Annotated in this window: 16 protein-coding genes and 2 riboswitches; of the genes, 7 read left to right on the forward strand and 9 right to left on the reverse strand. The window is 67.3% G+C overall.

Annotated features, from left to right (window positions below; translation table 11 throughout):
• The first annotated feature begins 2 nt into the window (after window positions 1–2).
• The 4 genes from ABFA30_RS15045 (at window position 3) to ABFA30_RS15060 (ending at window position 5,314) form a co-directional block, all read left to right on the forward strand.
• A complete protein-coding gene (locus tag ABFA30_RS15045; RefSeq protein WP_225789094.1) occupies window positions 3–599 on the forward strand; it encodes a lytic transglycosylase domain-containing protein in 597 nt (198 codons plus the stop codon).
• Window positions 600–680: 81 nt separating this feature from the next.
• Window positions 681–2,135 (forward strand): sensor histidine kinase, encoded by a 1,455-nt coding sequence (locus tag ABFA30_RS15050; RefSeq protein WP_410045623.1) that lies wholly within the window; start codon window positions 681–683, stop codon window positions 2,133–2,135.
• Window positions 2,136–2,427: 292 nt separating this feature from the next.
• The gene (locus ABFA30_RS15055) at window positions 2,428–3,921 is read left to right on the forward strand and encodes a sensor histidine kinase (RefSeq protein WP_225789096.1); all 1,494 of its coding nucleotides are present in this window, start codon (window positions 2,428–2,430) and stop codon (window positions 3,919–3,921) included.
• Complete coding sequence (locus tag ABFA30_RS15060) at window positions 3,890–5,314, forward strand: sigma-54-dependent transcriptional regulator (protein WP_410045624.1); 1,425 nt, start codon at window positions 3,890–3,892, stop codon at window positions 5,312–5,314. The genes ABFA30_RS15055 and ABFA30_RS15060 overlap by 32 nt, the downstream gene beginning before the upstream one ends.
• 32 nt (window positions 5,315–5,346) lie before the next feature.
• Here the strand turns inward: ABFA30_RS15060 and ABFA30_RS15065 are convergent, their stop codons facing one another.
• From ABFA30_RS15065 to ABFA30_RS15075, 3 genes are all read right to left on the reverse strand, one after another.
• Window positions 5,347–5,643, reverse strand: coding sequence for a hypothetical protein (locus ABFA30_RS15065; RefSeq protein ID WP_410045625.1), 297 nt, complete (start codon window positions 5,641–5,643; stop codon window positions 5,347–5,349).
• Window positions 5,644–5,760: 117 nt separating this feature from the next.
• Window positions 5,761–7,113, reverse strand: a complete 1,353-nt coding sequence (locus tag ABFA30_RS15070; protein WP_253080247.1) for a GntP family permease — start codon at window positions 7,111–7,113, stop codon at window positions 5,761–5,763.
• A gap of 100 nt (window positions 7,114–7,213) precedes the next feature.
• The gene (locus ABFA30_RS15075; protein WP_225789099.1) at window positions 7,214–7,753 is read right to left on the reverse strand and encodes a gluconokinase; all 540 of its coding nucleotides are present in this window, start codon (window positions 7,751–7,753) and stop codon (window positions 7,214–7,216) included.
• Between the two features lie 210 nt (window positions 7,754–7,963).
• On the opposite strand from ABFA30_RS15075, the gene ABFA30_RS15080 reads away from it, so the two are divergent.
• A complete protein-coding gene (locus ABFA30_RS15080) occupies window positions 7,964–8,983 on the forward strand; it encodes a LacI family DNA-binding transcriptional regulator (RefSeq protein WP_368816722.1) in 1,020 nt (339 codons plus the stop codon).
• Between the two features lie 55 nt (window positions 8,984–9,038).
• Here ABFA30_RS15080 and ABFA30_RS15085 read toward each other — a convergent pair whose 3' ends face one another.
• From ABFA30_RS15085 to ABFA30_RS15110, 6 genes are all read right to left on the reverse strand, one after another.
• Window positions 9,039–12,311 (reverse strand): transporter substrate-binding domain-containing protein, encoded by a 3,273-nt coding sequence (locus tag ABFA30_RS15085; protein WP_410045626.1) that lies wholly within the window; start codon window positions 12,309–12,311, stop codon window positions 9,039–9,041.
• Between the two features lie 14 nt (window positions 12,312–12,325).
• Window positions 12,326–12,940 (reverse strand): response regulator transcription factor, encoded by a 615-nt coding sequence (locus ABFA30_RS15090; RefSeq protein WP_225789102.1) that lies wholly within the window; start codon window positions 12,938–12,940, stop codon window positions 12,326–12,328.
• 248 nt (window positions 12,941–13,188) lie between these two features.
• Window positions 13,189–13,944 carry a precorrin-4 C(11)-methyltransferase gene (cobM, locus tag ABFA30_RS15095; protein WP_225789103.1) on the reverse strand — a complete coding sequence of 252 codons (756 nt, stop codon included), beginning with the start codon at window positions 13,942–13,944 and terminating at the stop codon, window positions 13,189–13,191.
• Window positions 13,945–13,976: 32 nt separating this feature from the next.
• The gene (locus tag ABFA30_RS15100; RefSeq protein ID WP_225789104.1) at window positions 13,977–14,387 is read right to left on the reverse strand and encodes a cobalamin biosynthesis protein; all 411 of its coding nucleotides are present in this window, start codon (window positions 14,385–14,387) and stop codon (window positions 13,977–13,979) included.
• Window positions 14,387–15,076, reverse strand: a complete 690-nt coding sequence (locus ABFA30_RS15105; protein ID WP_368816718.1) for a CbtA family protein — start codon at window positions 15,074–15,076, stop codon at window positions 14,387–14,389. Before ABFA30_RS15105 ends, ABFA30_RS15100 begins: the two co-directional genes overlap by 1 nt.
• Before the next feature lie 10 nt (window positions 15,077–15,086).
• Entirely contained in the window at window positions 15,087–15,272 is a 186-nt protein-coding gene (locus ABFA30_RS15110) for a CbtB-domain containing protein (RefSeq protein ID WP_225789106.1), read from the reverse strand.
• 95 nt (window positions 15,273–15,367) lie between these two features.
• Window positions 15,368–15,592: riboswitch (cobalamin riboswitch) on the reverse strand.
• An 82-nt stretch (window positions 15,593–15,674) separates the two neighbouring features.
• Window positions 15,675–15,873, forward strand: a riboswitch (cobalamin riboswitch).
• A 99-nt stretch (window positions 15,874–15,972) separates the two neighbouring features.
• Between ABFA30_RS15110 and cobW the strand changes: the two genes are divergently transcribed.
• Both cobW and cobN read left to right on the forward strand, forming a co-directional pair.
• Window positions 15,973–17,040, forward strand: coding sequence for a cobalamin biosynthesis protein CobW (gene cobW, locus ABFA30_RS15115; RefSeq protein ID WP_253102448.1), 1,068 nt, complete (start codon window positions 15,973–15,975; stop codon window positions 17,038–17,040).
• Window positions 17,041–17,043: 3 nt separating this feature from the next.
• The gene (gene cobN / locus ABFA30_RS15120; protein WP_225789108.1) at window positions 17,044–20,805 is read left to right on the forward strand and encodes a cobaltochelatase subunit CobN; all 3,762 of its coding nucleotides are present in this window, start codon (window positions 17,044–17,046) and stop codon (window positions 20,803–20,805) included.
• The last annotated feature ends 1 nt before the right edge of the window (window position 20,806 follow it).

Here is a 20,806-nt window from a genome sequence, read left to right on the forward strand (position 1 = left end):
ACATGCGTGGAGTCATCCTTGGGTTGATCTGGCTGGCGGCAGGGATCGCCCAGGCCGACGTGTACATTTCCCGCGACGCCCAGGGCGTCTATGTGCTGTCCAACGTGCATCGGCCAGGGCGGCACTACGAGAAGGTCATCCGCGAGTCGCTGGCCCAGGCCGGGCCCGTCGATGCCCAACTGGTCACCGGCCGGCCATACGCCGACCTGGTGGCCGCCGCGGCGCAGGCCCACGGTGTGCCCCAGGCCTTGTTGCATGCGCTGATCAAGGCCGAATCCGGCTACAACCCCAAGGCACGCTCGCCCAAGGGTGCACAGGGGCTGATGCAGCTGATGCCGGATACCGCGCGGGAAATGGGGGTCAAGGACGTGCTCGACCCGCAGGACAACCTGCAGGGCGGGGCGCGCTACCTCAAACGCATGCTCACCCTGTTCGACAACGACATCACCCTGGCGGTGGCGGCCTACAATGCCGGGCCCGAGGCGGTGCTCAGCCGTGGCCGGGTGGTGCCGCCGTTCGCCGAGACGCGCCGCTACGTGCCCAATGTGCTGAACGAGTACCGCCGGCTGCAGGGGCTGGCCGAGGATGCGCCGTTGTAGGGGGGAAAAACCACAAGAGCTCCATGGTTCCCCAACTCTGGGCTATAACCTTGAAAAAGGCGCCCACCGCTGGAGTCCGCCATGGACATCGCTCCCCGTTCTGACACTCTGGTTGTACCTAGCGACGGCGATGCCGGGGTGGTGCGCAAGCCGTTCGACCTGTTGCGCTGGTACGCCTGGGTCAGCCTGGCCATCATCGTCTCGGTGGCTGTCGGGCTGGGGCTGATTTCCAGCCGCTTCATCATCAACGAGAGCGTCGAGCGCGACGCGCTGCTCACCGCCCAGTTCATCCAGTCAATCGCCGATGCGGAAGTGCGCCATGTGGCGATCCCCAACGTGCGCACCATGGGCGAGCTGCTCGACCCGCGCATGGACCAGGCCATGCCCGACGTCGACCCGGATGCCCGGCGCAAGGCCCGGGGTGAGTTCCTCGACCACATCGCCCACCTGCCGGACATGCTGCTGGCCAACATCTATGCCCCCGACCGCACGGTGATCTGGTCGAGCAACCCGGCGCTGACCGGCAAGGTGATCGAGTCCGACGACGACCTGGAGCGGGCCTTCGAATACAAGATGCGGGTCTCGGCCAGCTACCACGACTTCGACGACGCCCGCAGCGAGCAGAAATTCGTGACCCCGCCCCAGCAGCTGTTCATCGAGAACTACATCCCGCTGTTCGATGCCGATGGCGAACGGGTTGCCGCCATGGTGGAGATCTACAAGGAACCCCACGACCTGATCGTGCGCATCGAGCATGGGCTGCTGCTGATCTGGCTGGCCATCGCCGTGGGCGCCGCGGTGGTGTACCTCGGCCTGTACGGGATCATGCGCCGTGCCGCACGCACGTTGGAGGTCCAGCAGAAGCGGCTGATCAGCAACGAGACCTTCGTGGCGCTGGGCGAGGTGTCCTCGGCGGTGGCCCACAGCCTGCGCAACCCGCTGGCCAGCATCCGTTCCAGCGCCGAGCTGGCCCAGGCCTTCGACGAAGGACCGGCGCAGAAGAACATCAGCGACATCATCAGCCAGGTCGACCGCATGGCCCAATGGGTGCGCCAGTTGCTGCAGTCGCTGCGTCCGCTCAACGACGAGGCAGTGCCGGTGGACCTGCCCCAGGCCTTGCAGGAAAGCCTGCAGGCGTTCTCCGTGCCTCTGGTGCGCAGTGGTGTGAGCCTGGATGTCTGCCCATTGCCGTCACTGCGGGTGCTGGGTCACCCGGTACTGATCGGGCAGATCTTCAACAGCCTGATCGCCAATGCCCTGGAGGCGATGGAGCAGGGTGGGCACTTGCGCGTGGAGGTGGTGCGCCAGGACCGGCGCAGCCTGACCCTGCGCCTGTCGGATACCGGCAAGGGCATGAGCGAGCAACAGCAACGCATGGCCTTTCGGCCATTCTTCACCACCAAGCAGGGTGGGTTGGGTGTGGGGCTGGTGCTGGTCAAGCGGATCATGGAGCGCTTCGGCGGCTCGATTCGCCTGAGCAGTCGTGAAGGCGAGGGGACCAGCGTCTCGCTCAGTTTCCGATTGGCCAAATCCTGATAGTTGACTTTCTATTTGCCTAGTAACTTATTGTTTTCAAATGGATTAACGGTTTTGGGGTGAACGTTACCCAAATGTGGGGAATCAACCTCGAATCAATGAGAAGTAATTTTTATATCTAATTGATAGTAAATAAAATTTTATTAAAAATCATTGCTGGCTGATTTCTTGCACAGCAGCCATGACGACCAACGGCGGCTGCAGCCGCTCTGGCGAACTGCTATCACCTTGCTACGTGCGGTAACGATACCGTGGCGACATCCACCGAAGGCCTCCAGGCGGGAACGACGCGATGCAGACGCTGGAACACGATGTCCCCGACAAGGCCTCCCTCCCATCCAGTGGGCTGGCTGCGCCGCTGCGCGAGTTCAACCTGCTGCGCTGGTTCTCCCTCATCAGCCTGCTGATCATCGCTTCGGTGGCCGGCGGGCTGGGCTACGTCTCGACCCGCTTCGTGGTGCGCGACAGCGTCGAGCGCGACGCCATGCTCACTGCCCAGTTCATCCAGGCCATGGCCCAGGCCGAAGTGCGCCATTCGCAGTTGCCGCCGGGCACCACCATGGGCGAGCTGCTCGACCCACGGCTGGACAGCCAGCACCTGCAGGTGAGCCCGGCGCTGGCGCGGTCGACCCGCACGGAGTTCCTCGACCATGTCGAGCACCTGCCCGATACCCTGCTGGCCAATGTCTATGCCCGTGATCGGACGATCGTCTGGTCCACCAATCCCCAGTTGATCGGCAAGCGCATCTCTGCCGATGGCGACCTGGACCATGCCTTCCGCTCGCGAAAGGCCGTCTCGGCGAGCTACCACCAGGCCGAGGACGACCGCGAGGAACAGAAATTCCTGCGCGAACCCCGCTACCTGTTCATCGAGAACTACATCCCGCTGTTCGACAGCCAGGGCGAGCAGGTGCTGTCGATGGTGGAGATCTACAAGGAGCCGCAGGACCTGGTGCGGCGCATCCAGCGCGGTTATGTGCTGATCTGGGTCTCGACCCTGCTGGGTGGGGCGCTGATCTACTTCGGCCTGTTCTGGATCGTGCGCCGCGCGGCGCTGTTGCTGCATCACCAGCAGGACCGCCTGGTGGCCAGCGAGACCTACGTGGCCCTGGGCGAGATGTCCTCGGCGGTGGCCCACAGCCTGCGCAACCCGCTGGCCAACATCCGCTCCAGCGCCGAGCTGGCCCAGGACATCGCCAGCGAGCCGGCGCGCAAGAACATCAACGACATCATCAGCCAGGTCGACCGCATGTCGCGCTGGGTGCGCGACCTGCTGGTGTCGCTGCGCCCGGCCAGCGACGAGGTCGAGGCGGTGGACCTGGTGGCGGCGGTGGAGGATACCCGCCTGGCCTTCGCCCAGCAGATCGAGCGCCATGGCGTGCAGTTCAGCTTCGCAGGGCCCGCATTGCAGTGGGTGGCCAGCCAGCCACTGCAACTGACGCAGATCCTCAACAGCCTGTTCGCCAATGCCCTGGAGGCGATGCCCCAGGGCGGCCACCTGCGGGCCGAGGTCAGGCGCCTGGAGGGGCAGCGGGTGCAGTTGCTGCTCAGCGACACCGGCAAGGGCATGAGCCAGCAGCAGGAGCGAATGGTGTTCAAGCCGTTCTTCACCACCAAGCAGGGCGGCCTCGGCGTGGGCCTGGCCCTGGTCAAGCGCATCATGGAACGCTTTGGCGGCTCGGTCAGCCTTCACAGCCGCGAAGAGGAAGGAACCCGCGTCAGCCTGATCTTCAATATCGCAGCGGGAGGGGACCATGGAGCCCAGCATTCTGGTGGTCGAGGATGACGAGATCCTCGCCGACAACATCCGCACCTACCTCGGCCTCAAGGGCTTCGAGGTCACGGTCTGCCACAGCGCGGAACAGGCCCTGGAGCAGGTCAGGCGGGTCCAGCCCGATGCGGTGCTGACCGACAACTCGCTGCCTGGCATGAGCGGCCATGACCTGTTGCGCAACCTGGTGGCCCAGGCGCCGGCGCTCAAGGTGATCATGATGACCGGCTATGGCAACGTCGAGGATGCCGTGCTGGCCATGAAGGAGGGTGCCTTCCACTACCTGACCAAGCCGGTGGTGCTGGCCGAACTCAAGCTGATGCTGGACAAGGCCCTGGCTGCCGAGCGCATGGAGCGCACCCTGTCGTTCTACCAGGAGCGCGAAGCGCAGCGCTCCGGCTTGCAGGCGTTGATCGGCGAATCCCCGGCCATGCAGGGCCTCAAGCACACCCTGCGGCAGTTGCTCGATGCCGAACAGCGCATGGCCAGCGGCGACCTGCCGCCGGTGCTGATCGAGGGCGAGACGGGCACCGGCAAGGAACTGGTGGCGCGTGCCTTGCATTTCGACGGCACGCGCAGCAAGGGGCCGTTCATCGAGTTCAACTGCGCCTCGATCCCTGCCAACCTGCTGGAAGCCGAGCTGTTCGGGCATGAGAAGGGGGCCTTCACCGATGCCAAGGAGCGCCGGGTGGGCCTGGTCGAGGCGGCGGACGGGGGGACGCTGTTCCTCGACGAGATCGGCGAAATGGACCTGGTGCTGCAGGCCAAGCTGCTCAAGCTGCTGGAGGATCGCTGCATCCGCCGTATCGGCGCGGTCAAGGAGCGCAAGGTCGACCTGCGGGTGATCAGCGCCACCAACTGCAACCTGGAGCAGATGGTGCAGCAGGGCAAGTTCCGTCGCGACCTGTTCTTCCGCCTGCGCATCATTGCCCTGAAGGTGCCACGGCTGTACGCCCGCGGCCAGGACATCCTGCTGCTGGCGCGGCATTTCCTCGCCTACCATGGGCGCCGCTACGGCAAGCCCAACCTGCGTTTCTCCACCGAGGCCGAGGCGCTGATGCTCGGCTACAGCTGGCCGGGCAACGTGCGCGAGCTGCGCAACATGCTCGAGCAGACGGTGCTGCTGGCGCCCACCGAGGTGATTGCTGCGCACCAGTTGAACCTGTGCATGACACTGGTCGACGAACCCCTGACCCAGGCTGCGCCACCGGTTTTCGAGGCGCCGCGGCACGAGCCGGAGGCGGGCACCAGCCTGCCGGACATGGAGCGCGACCTGGTGTGCCGGACGCTGGACCGTACCGACTGGAACGTCACCAAGTCGGCACGCTTGCTGGGGTTGTCACGGGACATGCTGCGCTATCGGATCGAGAAGCTTGGGCTGACGCGGCCGGACAAGCGGCAGTGGTGAGCGGTTGGGGCTGCACCGCAGCCCCAATGCCCCTAGCGCTGGCCATTGTCGTCAGCATCGTCCTGGCCCCGCATGCCCTCCGAACCCCCGCCATCCATCCCCGGCAGGTTGCGGTCGTCGGTTTGCTCGGCGGGCGGGCTGTCCGGGTCGTTGCCCTGGATACGCGGGTCGGTATCCCGGGGCATGGGCCTCTCGACCGGGTTGAGGGTGCTGTCGGCGCCCGGGTTGGGCGCCGGGGTGTGCGGATTGTCCGGATGGGTCGGGCCCGTGCCGACGGCAAGGGCCAGGGGCGAGGCGAGCAGGGCGGCCAGTAGGTAGGTGGCTTTCATGGGCAGGCTCCTTTGCTTGGGGAAGGAGGCCTGTAGCGCACGCGACTGCATGCGCAAGGCCTCTTCCTGCGTTGGGCCATGTCCTCGTCAGCGAGGTGCCATCACTGCGACAGGCGGTCAGACCACCAGCGACAGCAGCATGATGAAGATGATGCCGACCACCGACAGCAGGGTTTCCATCATGCTCCAGGTCTTGAAGGTCTCGGCCACGGTCATGTTGAAGTACTGCTTGACCAGCCAGAAACCGGCGTCGTTGACGTGGGAGAGGATCAGCGAGCCGGCGCCGGTGGCCAGCACCAGCAGCTCGCGGTTGACGCCCGGGACCAGGTCGATCACCGGTGCCACGATGCCCGCGCCGGTGATGGTGGCCACCGTCGCCGAACCGGTGGCGATGCGGATCACCGCTGCGACCAGCCAGGCCAGCAGGATCGGCGAGATCTGCGCCTGTACCGCCATTTCGCCGATCACGTTGCCGACACCGGTGTCCACCAGCATCTGCTTGAAGCCGCCACCGGCACCGACGATCAGCACGATCGCAGCGGTGGGGGCCAGGCTCTGGTCGAGCATTTTCATGATCTGCTGGCGCGAGAAGCCACGGGCCGCGCCGAAGGTGTAGAAGGCCAGCAGCAGGGCGGCGAGCAGGGCGCTGATGGGGTGGCCGATCAGGTCCATCCACTGGCGCACGATGTGCTCGGTCGGCAGCACCACGTCGGCGAAGGTCTTGAGCAGCATCAGCACCACCGGCAGCAGCACGGTGATCAGGGTCACGCTGAAACTCGGCAGGTTCTGCTGGTCCGACTCGCGGGCGATCTGGTCCATCAGCTCCTGGGAAGGGTTGCCGGGGATGTAACGGGAAATGAAGTTACCGAACAGCGGGCCGGCGATCACCGCGGTGGGCAGGGCCACCAGCAGGCCGTAGAAGATGGTCTTGCCGATGTCGGCGTTGAAGATGCCGATCGCCAGCAAGGGCCCCGGGTGCGGTGGCACCAGGCCATGGACCACGGACAAGCCGGCCAGCAGCGGGATGCCGATCTTCACCAGCGACACCCCCGAGCGCCGGGCGACGATGAACACCAGCGGGATCAGCAGCACGAAGCCGATCTCGAAGAACAGCGGGATGCCCACCAGGAAGGCGGCGAACATCATCGCCCAGTGCACTTTTTCTTTGCCGAAGGCCCGGATCAGCGTGCGGGCGATCTGGTCGGCGCCGCCGGAGTCGGCCATCAGCTTGCCGAGCATGGTGCCCAGGGCGAGGACGATGCCGACGAAGCCGAGCACGCCGCCGAAGCCGTCTTGGAACGACTTCATGACCTTGGCCACCGGCATGCCGGAGGTCAGGCCGAGAAAGCCGGCTGCCAGGGTCAGGGCGACGAAGGGGTGGACCTTGAAATGGGTGATCAGCAGGACGAGCCCGACGATGGTCACCAGGGCATCGAGCAGCAGGTAGGTATCAGTAGCGAGTCCGAACATGGTTCATGTGCCTCGATCTTATCGTTGTTCTTGGTCAAACGCTCGGTGCCTGATGGCACCGAGATAGCGCTGTCTTTGGTGAGCCGGGAAAACCACCGGTTCAGGCGGTCCGCGCCAGGCTCCGGTCACCGCAGGGCTTTAGCCAGGCGTGGGTCGCTTCGGCCAGGGCCTCGATCGGCCGCGTGGCATCCAGCGCCAGGGTCAGCGGTTCGCCATGGGGAGGCTCGAGGGCGGCGAACTGGCTGTCGATCAGGCTGGCCGGCATGAAGTGGCCTGGGCGGGCGAGCACGCGTTTCTCGGCTTCGGCCGGGCTCAGTTCGAGGAAGACGAAGGCCAGGCCGGGCACCGCCTGGCGAAGGGTGTCGCGATAGCGACGCTTGAGTGCGGAGCAGGTGAGGATGGGGCGTTCGCCAGCGGCGAGGGTGGCCTGCAGTTCCTGGCCCAGGCGCACCAGCCAGCCGGCACGGTCATCGTCGTCCAGGGGAATACCGGCACTCATCTTGCGGATGTTTTCGGCAGGGTGAAAGGCATCGCCTTCGATCAGGCGACCGCCGCTTCTGCTGGCAATGGCGGCCCCGACGCAGCTCTTGCCGCAGCCAGCTACGCCCATTACCACAATCGCGGACAGGGGAGAGTTCATCAGTACCTCCTGCGGGGTGAGATAGCGCTGTCTCGTGATTGACGAGGCGTTGTCGCGAGCGCCACCCTCCCGGGTGTTATTGGTCTTGTCTTTTCGCAGTATGGACGCTTGGCACATAGCCGCTACTCAAGATTACGTTGCCTGCGTCCTGAGACAGCGCTACCTTAGTGGCCGTTCCTTTTTCTGGCAAGTAGTAAAATTACAACACCCATGTCTCGCACAGGCTCGCGCACTACCGGTCGCCCCACCCTGGCTGAAGTCGCCAGGCTTTCGGGGGTTTCCCCCATCACCGCCTCGCGCGCCCTGCGCGGCGTCAGCACGGTCGCGCCGGCGCTGGTGGAAAAGGTCATGGCCGCCGCTGCCAGCCTGGGCTATGTCGCCAACCCGGCGGCACGCGCCCTGGCCTCGGCGCGCAGCCAATCGGTGGTGGTGTTGATCCCGTCGCTGTCCAACCAGTTGTTCATCGACACCCTGGAGGCCATCCACGAGGTGATGCGCCCGCGTGGGCTGGAGGTGCTGATCGGCAACTATCACTACGATATCGCCGAGGAAGAGAATCTGATCCGCAACTACCTGGCCTACCAGCCCTGCGGCATGCTGCTCACCGGCTTCGAGCGTAGCGACGCTGCCCGGCAGATGCTGGCTGCCAGCGGTGTGCCGTGCGTGCACATGATGGAGCTGGGCGGGCAGGCCGGTGCGCTGTCGGTGGGGTTCTCCCAGCAGCAGGCCGGGCGCGCCGCGGCCCGCCACCTGATCGAACGTGGCCGGCGGCGCCTGGCGTTCATCGCCGCGCAGCTCGACCCACGGGTGATGCAGCGTGCCGAAGGGTTCCGCCAGGCCCTGGCCGAGGCCGGCCTGCAGGCGCCGGAGCTGGAGTTGCTGACGCCGCAGCCTTCGTCGATCGGCCTGGGTGGCGAGTTGTTCAGCCGCTTGCTCGAGCAGGCGCCGGAGGTGGATGGGATTTTCTTCTGCAACGACGACCTGGCCCAGGGGGCGGTGCTCCAGGCCTTGCGCCAGGGCATCGAAGTGCCGCGCCAGGTGGCGATGGTCGGCTTCAACGACCTGCCGGCCTCGGCGCACATGGTGCCGCGCCTGACCTCGATCCGTACCCCGCGCGCCGCGGTCGGCCGGGGCGCGGCCCAGGCGCTGCTGGCACTGCTCGACGGCAAGCGCGTGGCGGTCGAGGAGCAGGACCTGGGGTTCGAACTGATGGTGCGCGAGAGTTCCTGAAGCCGGCGGGAGCTGGGTTGGGGCCGCTGCGCGCCCCAGGGTTTCATGACCTCGCTCAGCCGGCCCCGTCGATCGCCTCCAGCCCATCGCGCAACTGCCGCGCCAACCCCTCCAGGTTCGCCTCCAGCCGCTGGCACAGCCGCTCGGTCGGCTGCGCCTGGCCAATCGCCTGCTCGATGGCTTCGCAATCGCCTACCACGCCGCGTACCTTGAGCATCCTGGCACCACCCTTGATGCGGTGCACCAGGGCCCGCAGCGCCTGGATATCGGGTTGCGGGCCGAGACCGCGCAAGCCCTGCAGGTCTTCGGCGGTACTTTGCGCCAGTTGCGCGAGCAGGCGCCGGGTGAGTTGTTCGTCGCCCTGGGTCAGGTGGCGTAGTTGGCCGAGGTCGAACCCACTGGCGGGCTCCTCCTCGGGGGCAGCCATGGCGCCGTTGGGAGCGATCCGGGACAGGCGTGCCCTGAGCACCTGCAGGCCGATCGGCTTGAACAGGCAGTCGTCCATGCCGCTGGCCAGGCAGCGCTCGCGCTCTTCGGCCTGGGCGTTGGCGGTAACGCCGAGAATGCGGCAGGGCGGCCCTCCATGTACCTGCTCCAGCGCGCGGATACGCCGGGTCAGTTGATGGCCGTCCATCACCGGCATGCTGCAGTCGGTGATCACCAGGTCGAAGCGACCGCCCTGCCAGCGCTCCAGCGCCGCCTCGCCGTGTTCGGCCAGGGTGACCTTGTGGCCGAGGCTGCGCAACTGCTTGTCCAGCAGCATGAGGTTGGCGGGGTAGTCGTCGACTACCAGGATCTGTAATGGCCCGGCGCTCGGCTGCGCGACCGGCCCGGCTATCGGTTCGGCTACCGGCGCAGTGGCGGGCACCAGGCCAAGGTGCACCTCGACCCGGGTGCCGACCCCCGACGCGCTGTGCAGCTGCAGCTCGCCGCCCATGAGCTGGCACAGGGTGCGGCTGATCACCAGGCCCAGGCCAGCGCCCTGGCGGGCACGGTGGTTGTCGAGCTGGGCGAAGGCCTCGAACAACCTGGCCTGGTCCTGGGGGCTGATGCCGATACCGCTGTCCTGCACGTGCAGCGCCACCTGCGTGACGTGCCCGGGCGTGCTGGGGGTCAGCGCCAGCCTGACTTCGACATGGCCCTGGTCGGTGAACTTGATGGCGTTGCTCACCAGGTTGGACAGCACCTGCCTGAAACGCACCGGGTCGACCATCACCCAGGCCGGCGCCTGGGGCAGTTCGGCGCGCAAGGCCAGGCCCTTGATCCGCGCATTGCCCTCGAACACCCGCAGGGTGGCGCGCACCAGCTCGACCAGCTCGGTGGCGACCGGCTGCAAGGTCATGTGGCCGGATTCGATGCGCGAGATGTCGAGGATGTCGCCGATCAGCTCGAGCAGGCCGAGCGCCGAATCATGGGCGGTCTTGAGGCCCTGCGGGTCGCTGCGGCCCTGGCGGCTGTCCTCCAGGGCCAGCTCCAGCAGGCCGATCACGGCGTTCATCGGGGTGCGGATCTCGTGGCTCATGATCGCCAGGAAACTGCTCTTGGCCTGGCTGGCCTGTTCGGCATCGTCCTTGGCCTGGCGCAGTTGTTCGAGCAGGCCGCGGCTGAACGCCAACTGTGCCTGCAGGGCACGCTGGGCTTCGCCGCGCTGCTGGATCAACTTGCGCAGGTAGTTGTTCCAGAACACCACGCCGGCCAGCAGCGCGGCGGCCAGCACCAGCACCTGCAGCACCAGCGAGCGATAATCGCCCCACAGGCTGTCGCTGACCACCGTGCTGGTGCGCCAGCGATTGACCAACTGGTCCAGCTCCTCCGGGGGAATGCTCAGCAGGGCCTTGTCCAGGATCGATTGCAGCTGGGGCTGCCCCGGCGCCACGGCGAAGGCCGCGACCGCCGGGTCATCGCCCTGCAGCCCGGCGATGCGCAGCGTGTCCTTGAACACGTGGGCAATGTAGTAGGCCGCGGTGATATGGGGAATCAGGGCGACGTCGGCGTGGCCGCTGGCCACGGCTTCCATCAGCGTCAGGGCATTGTCCGTCTCGACCACCCGCGCCCGCGGCGCGTGCTGTTGCAGGGCGACGTGCTGGGAGGAGCCGCGCACCAGCGCCACGCGCTGCCCGTCGAGCAGCTCGCTCGCGCCGGCGTCACTGCGCGCCACTATCACCCCAGGGGTGACCAGGTAGGGGCGGGTGTAGCGCAGGCGTGCCGCTCGTCCGGGACCGTAGTCCAGCGCACCGATCATCTCGGCGTCGCCGCGCGCCACTTCGTCGACCATCTCCGGCACCGAGTCGCGCTCGAGCATCTGGAAGCGCAGCCCGGTGCGCAGGCTGATCTGCTTGAGCAGGTCGAGGGTGATGCCATTGGCCTGCTGTTGGCGATCGTTGAAGGTCAGCGGCGCCAGCGCGCTGTTGATCAGCACACGCACCGTGGGGTGGCGGGCGATCCAGTCGTGCTCTTCGTCGCTCAGGCTGGACAGGTGGCGCTCGAGCAGCAGGCTGGTGTTGCCGCTGGTCCAGCGACGTAGGATGGTCATTCGCTCGCTGTCGCTGATCCGTGCCAGCGCCTGGTCGACCAAGCGGCGCAGCCTGTGGTTGTCGTGGGCCAGGGCGAAGGCGAAGGCATCCATGGGGCCATGCACGAAGTGATCGATGCGCACCTGCCCCTGGTAGCTCTTGCCGATCAGGAAGTCGGTACTGATGGCGTCGCCGAGGTAGGCATCGGCTTCGCCCAGCGAAACGGCGGACAGGCCGGCCAGGGTCGAGCGATACAGCTGCAGTTGCGCCTGTGGGTAGAGCTCGCGCACCGAGGTTTCGGGCAGGTAGTGGTCGACCATCGCCAGGCGCAGGCCGGCCAGGTCTTCATCCTTTTGCAGCAAGCGGCCCTGGCGGGTGACGATCACCGGCAGGTCATCGGCATAGGATTGGCTCAGGGCAAGCTGGGCATCGGCCGCCTCGAAGCCGTTGGAGCTGCCGAGCAGGTCGATCTGCCCGGCATGCAGCGCCTCGATCGCCGCCTGGCGGCTGGCGAAGCGGCGGACTTCGATCGCCACGCCCAGTTGCTCGCCGATCAGCCCGGCATAGTCGGCGCTCAGGCCCTCGTAGTCGTGCTGGCTGACGTTGATCTCGAAGGGCGGGTAGTCGGGGCGGGAGCTGCCGAGCACCAGTACCTTGCGTTGCTGCAGCCATTGCCGGTCGTCCTGGGGCAGGTGCAGCGGCGGGGCGACGCTGGCCGAGCGGGCGAGCAGGTGGCGTGGCTCGGCATCGCCGAGCACCAGGCTCGGCACGCTCAGGAACATGGCCAGCAGCAGGCTCGGCAGCGTGCCTTTCATGGCGGTGGCATGGCTCAGGCGACGTTGTTGCGCTTGGCCAGGTCGACCATCTCGACCAGCGACTCGGTCTTGAGTTTCTCCATGATGCGGCCGCGGTAGGTGCTGATAGTCTTGGCGCTCAGGCTCATGCATTGGCCGATGTGCTTGTTGCTCTCGCCGCGTGCCAGTCGGCGCAGCACTTCCATCTCGCGGTTGGACAAGCTGTCCAGGCGTACGCTCTCGCTTTCCAGCGAACTGCTGTTGACCGACATCTGCGGAAAGGTCGAGTAACCCTTGACCAGGGCCTTGAGGGCGAAGACTGGCGCCTCCAGGTCCTCGTCCTTGCGCACGAAGGCGGAGATGCCGGCGTCCAGGCAGCGGCGCACGTAGAGGTCGGCGGGCTGGCCGGTCAGGGCCATGATCTTTGGCGCCGGCTCGAGCAGTTGCAAGCGCTTGATCACTTCCATGCCATCCAGCCCTGGCAGGCCGATATCGAGGATGACCACGTCGGGTTGCAATTGGCGAGCCATCTGTACCGCTTCGATGCCGCTGCCGGCTTCGCCAACGACCTGGAAGCGTTCGCGTTCGAGCAGCATGCGTACGGCCAGCCGAACGGTGGGGTGGTCATCGACCAACAGTACGGTTGTCATTGGGGAACTCCTGTCTGGGTGTGGTCCGTTTCCTGAAATCACCCAGGAATATGTCTGGGGGCCTGCGTGGCAGCGCGCAAGATACGTCGATTCAGGAGCGTTGGTAATGGCGAGTATAGGGGTGTTGAAAAAGCGAGGTTGGTTTGTTGAAAAACCCTACACGATTAAGGGGTTTCAGTAGGCGGGGGCTGGCAGCGTCTTCGGCTGATTCCTGCACAGGTATTCGCGTGCCGGAATCAGCCGACAGGTTATTGGTCCGCGGGGCGATAGAGGTGGGCGTGCCCGGCTCGGTACAGGGCTGACTCGGCGAACGGCGCATCGCCCAGCACATGGCCCACCAGGATCAGCGCCGTACGCCGGAAGCCCTTGGCCGCAGTGCGTTCAACGATGTCCTGCAAGGTACCCATGACCCAGTCCTGGTCGGGCCAGGTGGCACGATGGACCACGGCGATCGGGCAGTCGGCGCCGTAGTGCGGCAGCAGCTCGGCGATGATGCGTGCCAGGTGCTTGACGCCCAGGTGAATGGCCAGGGTACTGCGGTGCCGGGCAAGGTCGGCCAGTTGCTCGCCGGCTGGCATGGGCGAGCTGTCGCCGTAGCGGGTGAGGATCACCGTCTGTGCCACCGCCGGCAGGGTCAGCTCGCAGCCGAGCAGGGCGGCGCTGGCCGCTGTGGCGGTGACGCCGGGGACGATCTGGTAGTCGATGCCCAGCTCGCGCAGGTAGCGGATCTGCTCGCCGATGGCGCCATACAGGCTGGGGTCGCCGCTGTGCACCCTGGCCACGTCCTGGCCTTTGTCATGGGCACTGCGAATGGCGGCGATGATCTGCTCCAGGTGCAGTTCGGCGCTGTTGATCACTGTTTCGGCACGGTGCCCTTCGAGCACCGCCGGCGGCACCAGGGAGCCGGCATAGATGATCACCGGGCACTGGCGGATCAGGCGCTGGCCCTTGACCGTGATCAGTTCCGGATCGCCGGGGCCGGCGCCGATGAAGTAGACCGTCATGGGGAATCCTTGCGGGTGAGCGGGGGAGGCGATTATCCGCCACTGGCCAGGGCGAGGGTAGCCGGGCCGAGGACCTGGCGCGTTACCCGTAGGGCGGCCGGGCCCTGGGCCTGGCTGGCGAGGGCCAGGGCTGCGCTTTCGGCCACCCCCCAGCAGCCGCTGTGCTGGAAGGTGGTTGCCGAGCGGTGGCTGAGCTGGGGTTCGAAAGCGTGCAGTTGCGCGGGGCTGAACAGCACGAGGGGCAATGCCAGGCGCCTGGCCAGTTCCTGCAAGCCGGGTTCGTTGGCTTTGAGGTCGATGCTGGCGATGCCGCGCAGCAGCGCCGGGGCCAGCCCGTGCGCCGCGAGGGCCCCGCGCAGCAGGGCCTGCAGGGTGTCGGCCGGGCAGCCCTGGCGGCAGCCGAAGCCGGCGTACAACGCCGGCGCAGGAGGGGCGAGGCGCATCAGGCTTGGCTGGTGCGACGGTACAGCCAGGCGCTGAGCAGGCCCAGGGCGAGCCAGAAGGCGGCGTTGGTCACCCAGGAGGCGATCTTGAACTGGGTTTCCAAGGCTTCGGGCGCCAGGCTCTCGTGCATCGCCGGTTGCGGCGCGCCGATCAGGTGCGGCACGACCAGTAGGGCGAGGCCCAGTACCTTGAACAGCCAGTGATGGGCGAACACCAGCAGGGCCAGGCCTGCCGCGGTGGCGGCGGCGGTGCCGATCCACCAGCCCTGGCGCTGACCCAGGTCGGCAGCGGCGGTACCCGGCAGCTCTGGCGGCAGCCCCAGGGTCGGCGCCAGGCAGAACACCGCGAACCCGGCCAGGCCCCACAGTGCGCCGGTGGCCACGCGGCCCGGTTCGCGCAAGCTGTACAGGGCCGCGAGGATCAGGGCGAAACCGACCGCGACCACCAGGTTGCCGCCGGTGGTGGAGAGCAGGCGCTGCCAGCCGTCTTCCGGTGCCCAGGCTTCGGCGTCGTGTTCATGGGCGGCGACGGCATCGCCGTGGCCGTGGTGTTCGGCGACGGGGGCCGCGCTTTCATAGGTTTCCGCCTCGAGGATCAGCGGGCTGACCCACAGGCTTTGCAAGAAGGTCAGCAGCAGGGCGGCGAGCAGGCCGCTGAAGCCGGCGGTACGGGCGATGCGCTTGATCATGCAGGCGTACTCAGTGGCAAGGGAAGGCGGCGCTGTGGCGGGTATCGTGGGCGGCGTTGTGCACGGCCTCGATGTGCGAGAAACCGGCGAAGTAGATCAGGCACAGGCCCAGCAGGCTGGCGCCGGCGGCGATGACGATGCGTTGGCTGAGGCTGACGGGGGTGCTGATGCTGTGTTTGGCGCTGGTGACGGGCATGACGCTTTCCTCTGCTTTGTCATAGGCGGCGGACAAGCGCGACAGCCCCGGGCGCAACGGGCCCAGGGAGATGCGACAGCGCCCGCCCACCGCGGGGTGATCATTCGACGTCAGGCCGGTCTCCGGGCTTGCGAGGAGGAGCAGGGCTCCTGGGGGGGAGCGTCACCTTCCCATGCCCTACGACGTGGCACAGTGGTCAAGACGCTTCGCTCGCTTACCGTTGCGGGGGCAGCACCGGCGTTGTCCGACCCCTTGGGGGCCTGGGACGCACCGGTTTCCCGTTTCACCCCCGAAGGGGCACCTGAACGCAGTGCATTAGCAAATCATGGGGCGGTTTCCCCGTCAATCGCAGGATAGGCAAGGCTTTAGGGCTGCCAAGGTTGACCGCCTGCCAACCACTGCGTAGCCTTGCCGCTTCGAGGTTCTCCGGCCGCCGCCGGAGCTAAGATGGGAACGCGGTCCAAGCCGCGGCTGCCCCCGCAACTGTAAGCACTGAACAGGATCGACACAGCCACTGCGCCAGCGCGGGAAGGCGTCATCCAACCGGCCCGGGGCCGGTACGGTGCAAGCCAGGAGACCTGCCTCGAAACGCTTTCGACTTTCAACCGGGCGGGGTGATCCGGTGGCGAACGGGCCCGGCCGTGGTGGCACGAGGCTTTCGTCCTGCATGCCCGCGCCATCCTGCCAAGGGCATCGCGACATGAAAACACTGGCCAAGCTCCCCGTCACCATCGTCACTGGCTTCCTCGGCTCGGGCAAGACCACCTTGCTCCGGCACATGCTCGACAACGCCCAGGGCCGCCGCATCGCGGTCATCGTCAACGAGTTCGGCGAGCTGGGCATCGACGGCGAGATCCTCAAGCAGTGCAGCATCGGCTGCACCGAGGAAGAGGCCAGCGGCCGCGTCTACGAACTGGCCAACGGCTGCCTGTGCTGCACCGTGCAGGAAGAGTTCTTCCCGGTGATGCGCGAACTGGTGGCACGCCGTGGCGACCTGGACCACATCCTCATCGAAACCAGCGGCCTGGCCCTGCCCAAGCCGCTGGTGCAGGCCTTCCAGTGGCCGGAAATCCGCAATGCCTGCACGGTCGATGCGGTGATCACCGTGGTCGACAGCCCGGCGGTGGCGGCGGGTACCTTCGCTGCCTACCCAGAGCAAGTGGACGCCCAGCGCAAGCTCGACCCCAACCTGGACCACGAGTCGCCGCTGCACGAGCTGTTCGCCGACCAGTTGGCCAGCGCCGACCTGGTGGTCCTGAACAAGGCCGATCTGATCGATGCCGAAGGCCTGGCCAAGGTCCGCGCCGAGGTGGCCGAGGAACTGCCGCCGGCGGTCAAGGTGATCGAGGCCAGCAGCGGGCGCCTGCCGCTGGAGGTGCTGCTTGGCGTGGGCGCCGAGGCCGAGGCGCACATCGATGGCCGGCGCACCCACCACGATGCCCATCACGCTGGCGAAGATCACGACGATCATGACCATGACGCCTTCGACTCGATCTCCATCGACCTGCCCGAGGCCGACGAAAGCTTGCTGCTCGACGCCTTGACGCAACTGGTGGTGGAGTTCGGCATCCTGCGCGCCAAGGGCTTCGCGGCCATTCCCGGCAAGCCGATGCGTCTGCTGGTGCAGGGCGTGGGGACCCGTTTCGACAAACACTTCGACCGCGCCTGGCGTGCCGACGAGCCTCGCCTGACGCGCCTGGTGCTGATCGGCCAGGACCTGGATGCCGTGCAACTGGAGGCGCGCCTGCGCCAGGCCCTGGGCGCCTGATCCATGCACCTGCTGCGGACCCAGCCCGGCGGCTTCGTGCCGGACGACAGCATCGCCGACCTCGGCCAGACGCCCGCTGAGCTGGTGATCCTCTGCAGCGGCGACTCGCACCTGGCGCTGCTGGCGGAAACCGCCGAGCAGTTGCCAGACGACTTCCCCAGCCTGCGCCTGGCCAACCCCATGCAGGTGCAGAACCACGCCTCGGTCGACCTCTACGTCGACCAGGTGCTGCGCCACGCCAAGGTGATCCTGGTGTCGCTGCACGGCGGGGTCGGCTACTGGCGCTATGGCGTCGAGCAACTGGTCGAGCTGGCCAACCGCGGTGTACGGCTGATCCTGGTGCCAGGCGATGACCGCCCCGACCCCGAGCTGACCGGCCTGGGCACGGTGACCGGCGAGCAGGCCGAACGGCTCTGGCACTACCTGCGCCAGGGCGGCAAGGCCAATGCCCTGAACCTGTTCAACTGCCTGGCCAGCCTGTGGCTGGGGCGTACCTATGCCTGGGACGAACCGCAGCCGCTGCCGCGCACGGCGGTGTATCACCCCGCCAAGGCCAGCGCCACGCTCGAGGACTGGTACGGCCAGTGGCACCCGCAGCAGCCGGTGGCGCCGCTGCTGTTCTACCGCTCGCACCTGCAGGCGGCCAACACCGCCTTCATCGATACCTTCTGCACACGTTTGCAGGCGATGGGCCTGAACCCGCTGCCGATCGCTGTGGCCAGCCTCAAGGAGCGCGCCTGCCTCGACCAGGTCGAGGCCTGGCTGGACGAGGTCGGCGCCGACGTGGTGATCAACACCACCGGTTTTGCCCTGTCCAGCCCGGAGCAGCCCAACCTGCGCCCGTTGCGTCGCGACGTCCCGGTGTTGCAGGCGATCTGCGCCCAGGACAACCAGCCGGGCTGGGAGGCCAGCGAACAGGGCCTGGGCGCCCGTGACCTGGCCATGCATATCGCCTTGCCGGAGCTGGACGGGCGCATCATCACCCGGCCGGTCAGCTTCAAGGACCTGGCCTGGCGCAGCGAGCGCAGCCAGTCGGACGTGGTCTGCTACAGGGCCCACCCTGAGCGCATGGACTTCGTCGCCGAGCTGGCGCGGCGCTGGGTGGAACTGGCGCGCCTGCCCAACCCGCAGAAGCGCGTGGCGCTGGTGCTGGCCAACTACCCGACCCGCGACGGGCGCATCGGCAACGGCGTGGGCCTGGATACCCCCGGCGCGGCCCTGAACATCCTCCGCGCCTTGCAGGCCGAGGGCTACCCGGTGGCTGGCCTGCCCGACAGCGGCACCGCGCTGATCCAGCAATTGCTGGGCGGCGTGAGCAACGACCTGGAGCACCTCGACCAGCGCCCCTGCGCCCAGAGCCTGGCCCTGGCCGACTACCAGGCGGCCTTCGCCGACCTGCCCGAGGCCAACCAGCAGGCGGTGCTGGCGCGCTGGGGCGCCCCTGAACAAGACCCGATGTACCGCAGCGGGCGCATGATGATCGCCGGCCTGCGCTACGGCCTGACGTTCGTCGGCATCCAGCCGGCCCGGGGCTACCAGGTGGACCCCAGCGCCGTGTACCACGACCCCGACCTGGTGCCGCCCCATGGCTACCTGGCGTTCCACTTCTGGCTGCGCAATGGTTTCGCCGCCGACGCGGTGATCCACGTCGGCAAGCACGGCAACCTGGAGTGGCTGCCCGGCAAGGGCGTCGGCCTGTCGGCCCAGTGCTGGCCAGATGCCTTGCTCGGGCCGCTGCCCAACATCTACCCGTTCATCGTCAACGACCCAGGCGAGGGCGCCCAGGCCAAGCGGCGTACCCAGGCGGTGATCATCGACCACCTGATGCCGCCGCTGACCCGTGCCGAGACCTACGGCCCGCTGCGCGACCTGGAGCGCCTGGCCGATGAATACTACGAAGCGCAACTGCTCGACCCACGCCGTGCCCGGGAGCTGCAGCGCGACATCCTCGAGTTGCTCAAAGCCAACCACATCGACCGTGAGTTGCAACTGGAAGGCCAGTTGGACGATGCGGCACTCTGGCTGCCACGGCTGGACACCTATCTGTGCGACCTGAAGGAGTCGCAGATCCGCGATGGCCTGCATGTGTTCGGCCAATCGCCCGAAGGGCGGCTGCGCAGCGATACCCTGCTGGCCCTGGTACGTGTCGAGCGTGGTGACGGCAAGGGCGGCAATGCCAGCCTCATCCGTACCCTGGCCAAGGCCCTGGCGCTGAGCTTCGATCCCCTGGACTGCGACCTCGGCCAGCCCTGGCAGGGGCCGCGCCCGGCCATACTGGAGGCGCTGGCCCCACCCCCCTGGCGGACCTGCGGCGATACCCGCGAACGCCTCGAACTGCTGGCCCTGGCGCTGATCGAGCAAGGGCTGGACGGCTGCCTGCAACTGCCCGACGAGGCCCCCTGGCAGCCGGTGCGCAGTGTGCTGCAGACGCTGGTCGAGTCGGTGGCGCCGAACCTCGATGGCTGCGGTGCGGCTGAGCTCGATGGCCTGCTCGCCGCCTTGGCCGGGCGTTTCGTCCCGGCCGGCCCCAGTGGTGCACCGAGCCGGGGGCGCCTGGACGTACTGCCCACCGGGCGCAACTTCTATACCGTGGACGTGCGCAACCTGCCCACCACCACTGCTTGGCGCCTGGGTTTCGCCTCGGCCAACCTGATCCTCGAGCGTCACCTGCAGGACCATGGCGACCACCTGCGCCAGTTGGGGCTGTCGGTGTGGGGCACGGCGACCATGCGTACCGGTGGCGACGATATCGCCCAAGCCATGGCGTTGATGGGCGTGCGCCCGGTATGGGCCACTGGCAGCCAGCGGGTCGACGACTTCGAGATCCTGCCCCTGAGCCTGCTCGACCGCCCACGGGTGGACGTGACCCTGCGTGTCTCGGGTTTCTTTCGCGATGCCTTCGGCAACCTGATCCGCCTGTTCGACGCGGCGGTGCAGGCCGTGGCGGCCCTGGACGAACCCGACGACCTCAACCCCCTGGCGGCCCGGGTGCGTGCCGAGCGCGAGGCGCTGCTGGCCGCGGGCGCGGACGCCGAGCAGGCGGCGCGTCAGGCAGGCTGGCGCGTGTTCGGCGCCAAGCCCGGGGCCTACGGCGCCGGGGTGCAGAACGCCATCGATGGGCGTCTGTGGCACAACCGCGACGACCTGGCCGAGGTCTACCTCAACCATGGCGGTTATGCCTACGGCGGTGCCGACGACGGTACGCCGGCCCGTGCCGAATTCGCCCGACGCCTGGGCCAGGTGCAGGCGGTGCTGCAGAACCAGGACAACCACGAGCATGACCTGCTCGATTCCAACGACTACTACCAATTCCAGGGCGGCATGCTGGCGGCGGCCGAGACCCTGGCAGACGCCACGGTGGCCAGCTACCACGGCGATCACAGCCAGGCCGACCGGCCACGTATCCGTACCCTCAAGGAAGAACTCAACCGGGTCATCCGCGCCCGCGCGCTCAACCCCAAGTGGATCGAAGGCGCCAAGCGCCACGGCTACAAAGGTGCCTTCGAACTGGCAGCGACGGTCGACAACCTGTTCGCCTTCGATGCCACCACGCACCTGATCGACGACCATCACTATCAGTCCCTGGCCGACGCCTACGTGCTCGACCCGGCGACCCGCGATTTCATGCGCCAGCACAACCCCGACGCCTTGCGCGACCTCACCGAACGCTTGCTGGAGGCCCAGCAGCGTGGCCTCTGGCAGGCTCCGGGCGCGTATCGCGAGGCCCTCGAGGAGCAACTGCTGGACGGCGAGGAACAGGCCTGAC

It is taken from the genome of Pseudomonas sp. HLMP (assembly GCF_046365545.1).
In the GTDB taxonomy this organism is placed as follows: domain Bacteria; phylum Pseudomonadota; class Gammaproteobacteria; order Pseudomonadales; family Pseudomonadaceae; genus Aquipseudomonas; species Aquipseudomonas guariconensis_B.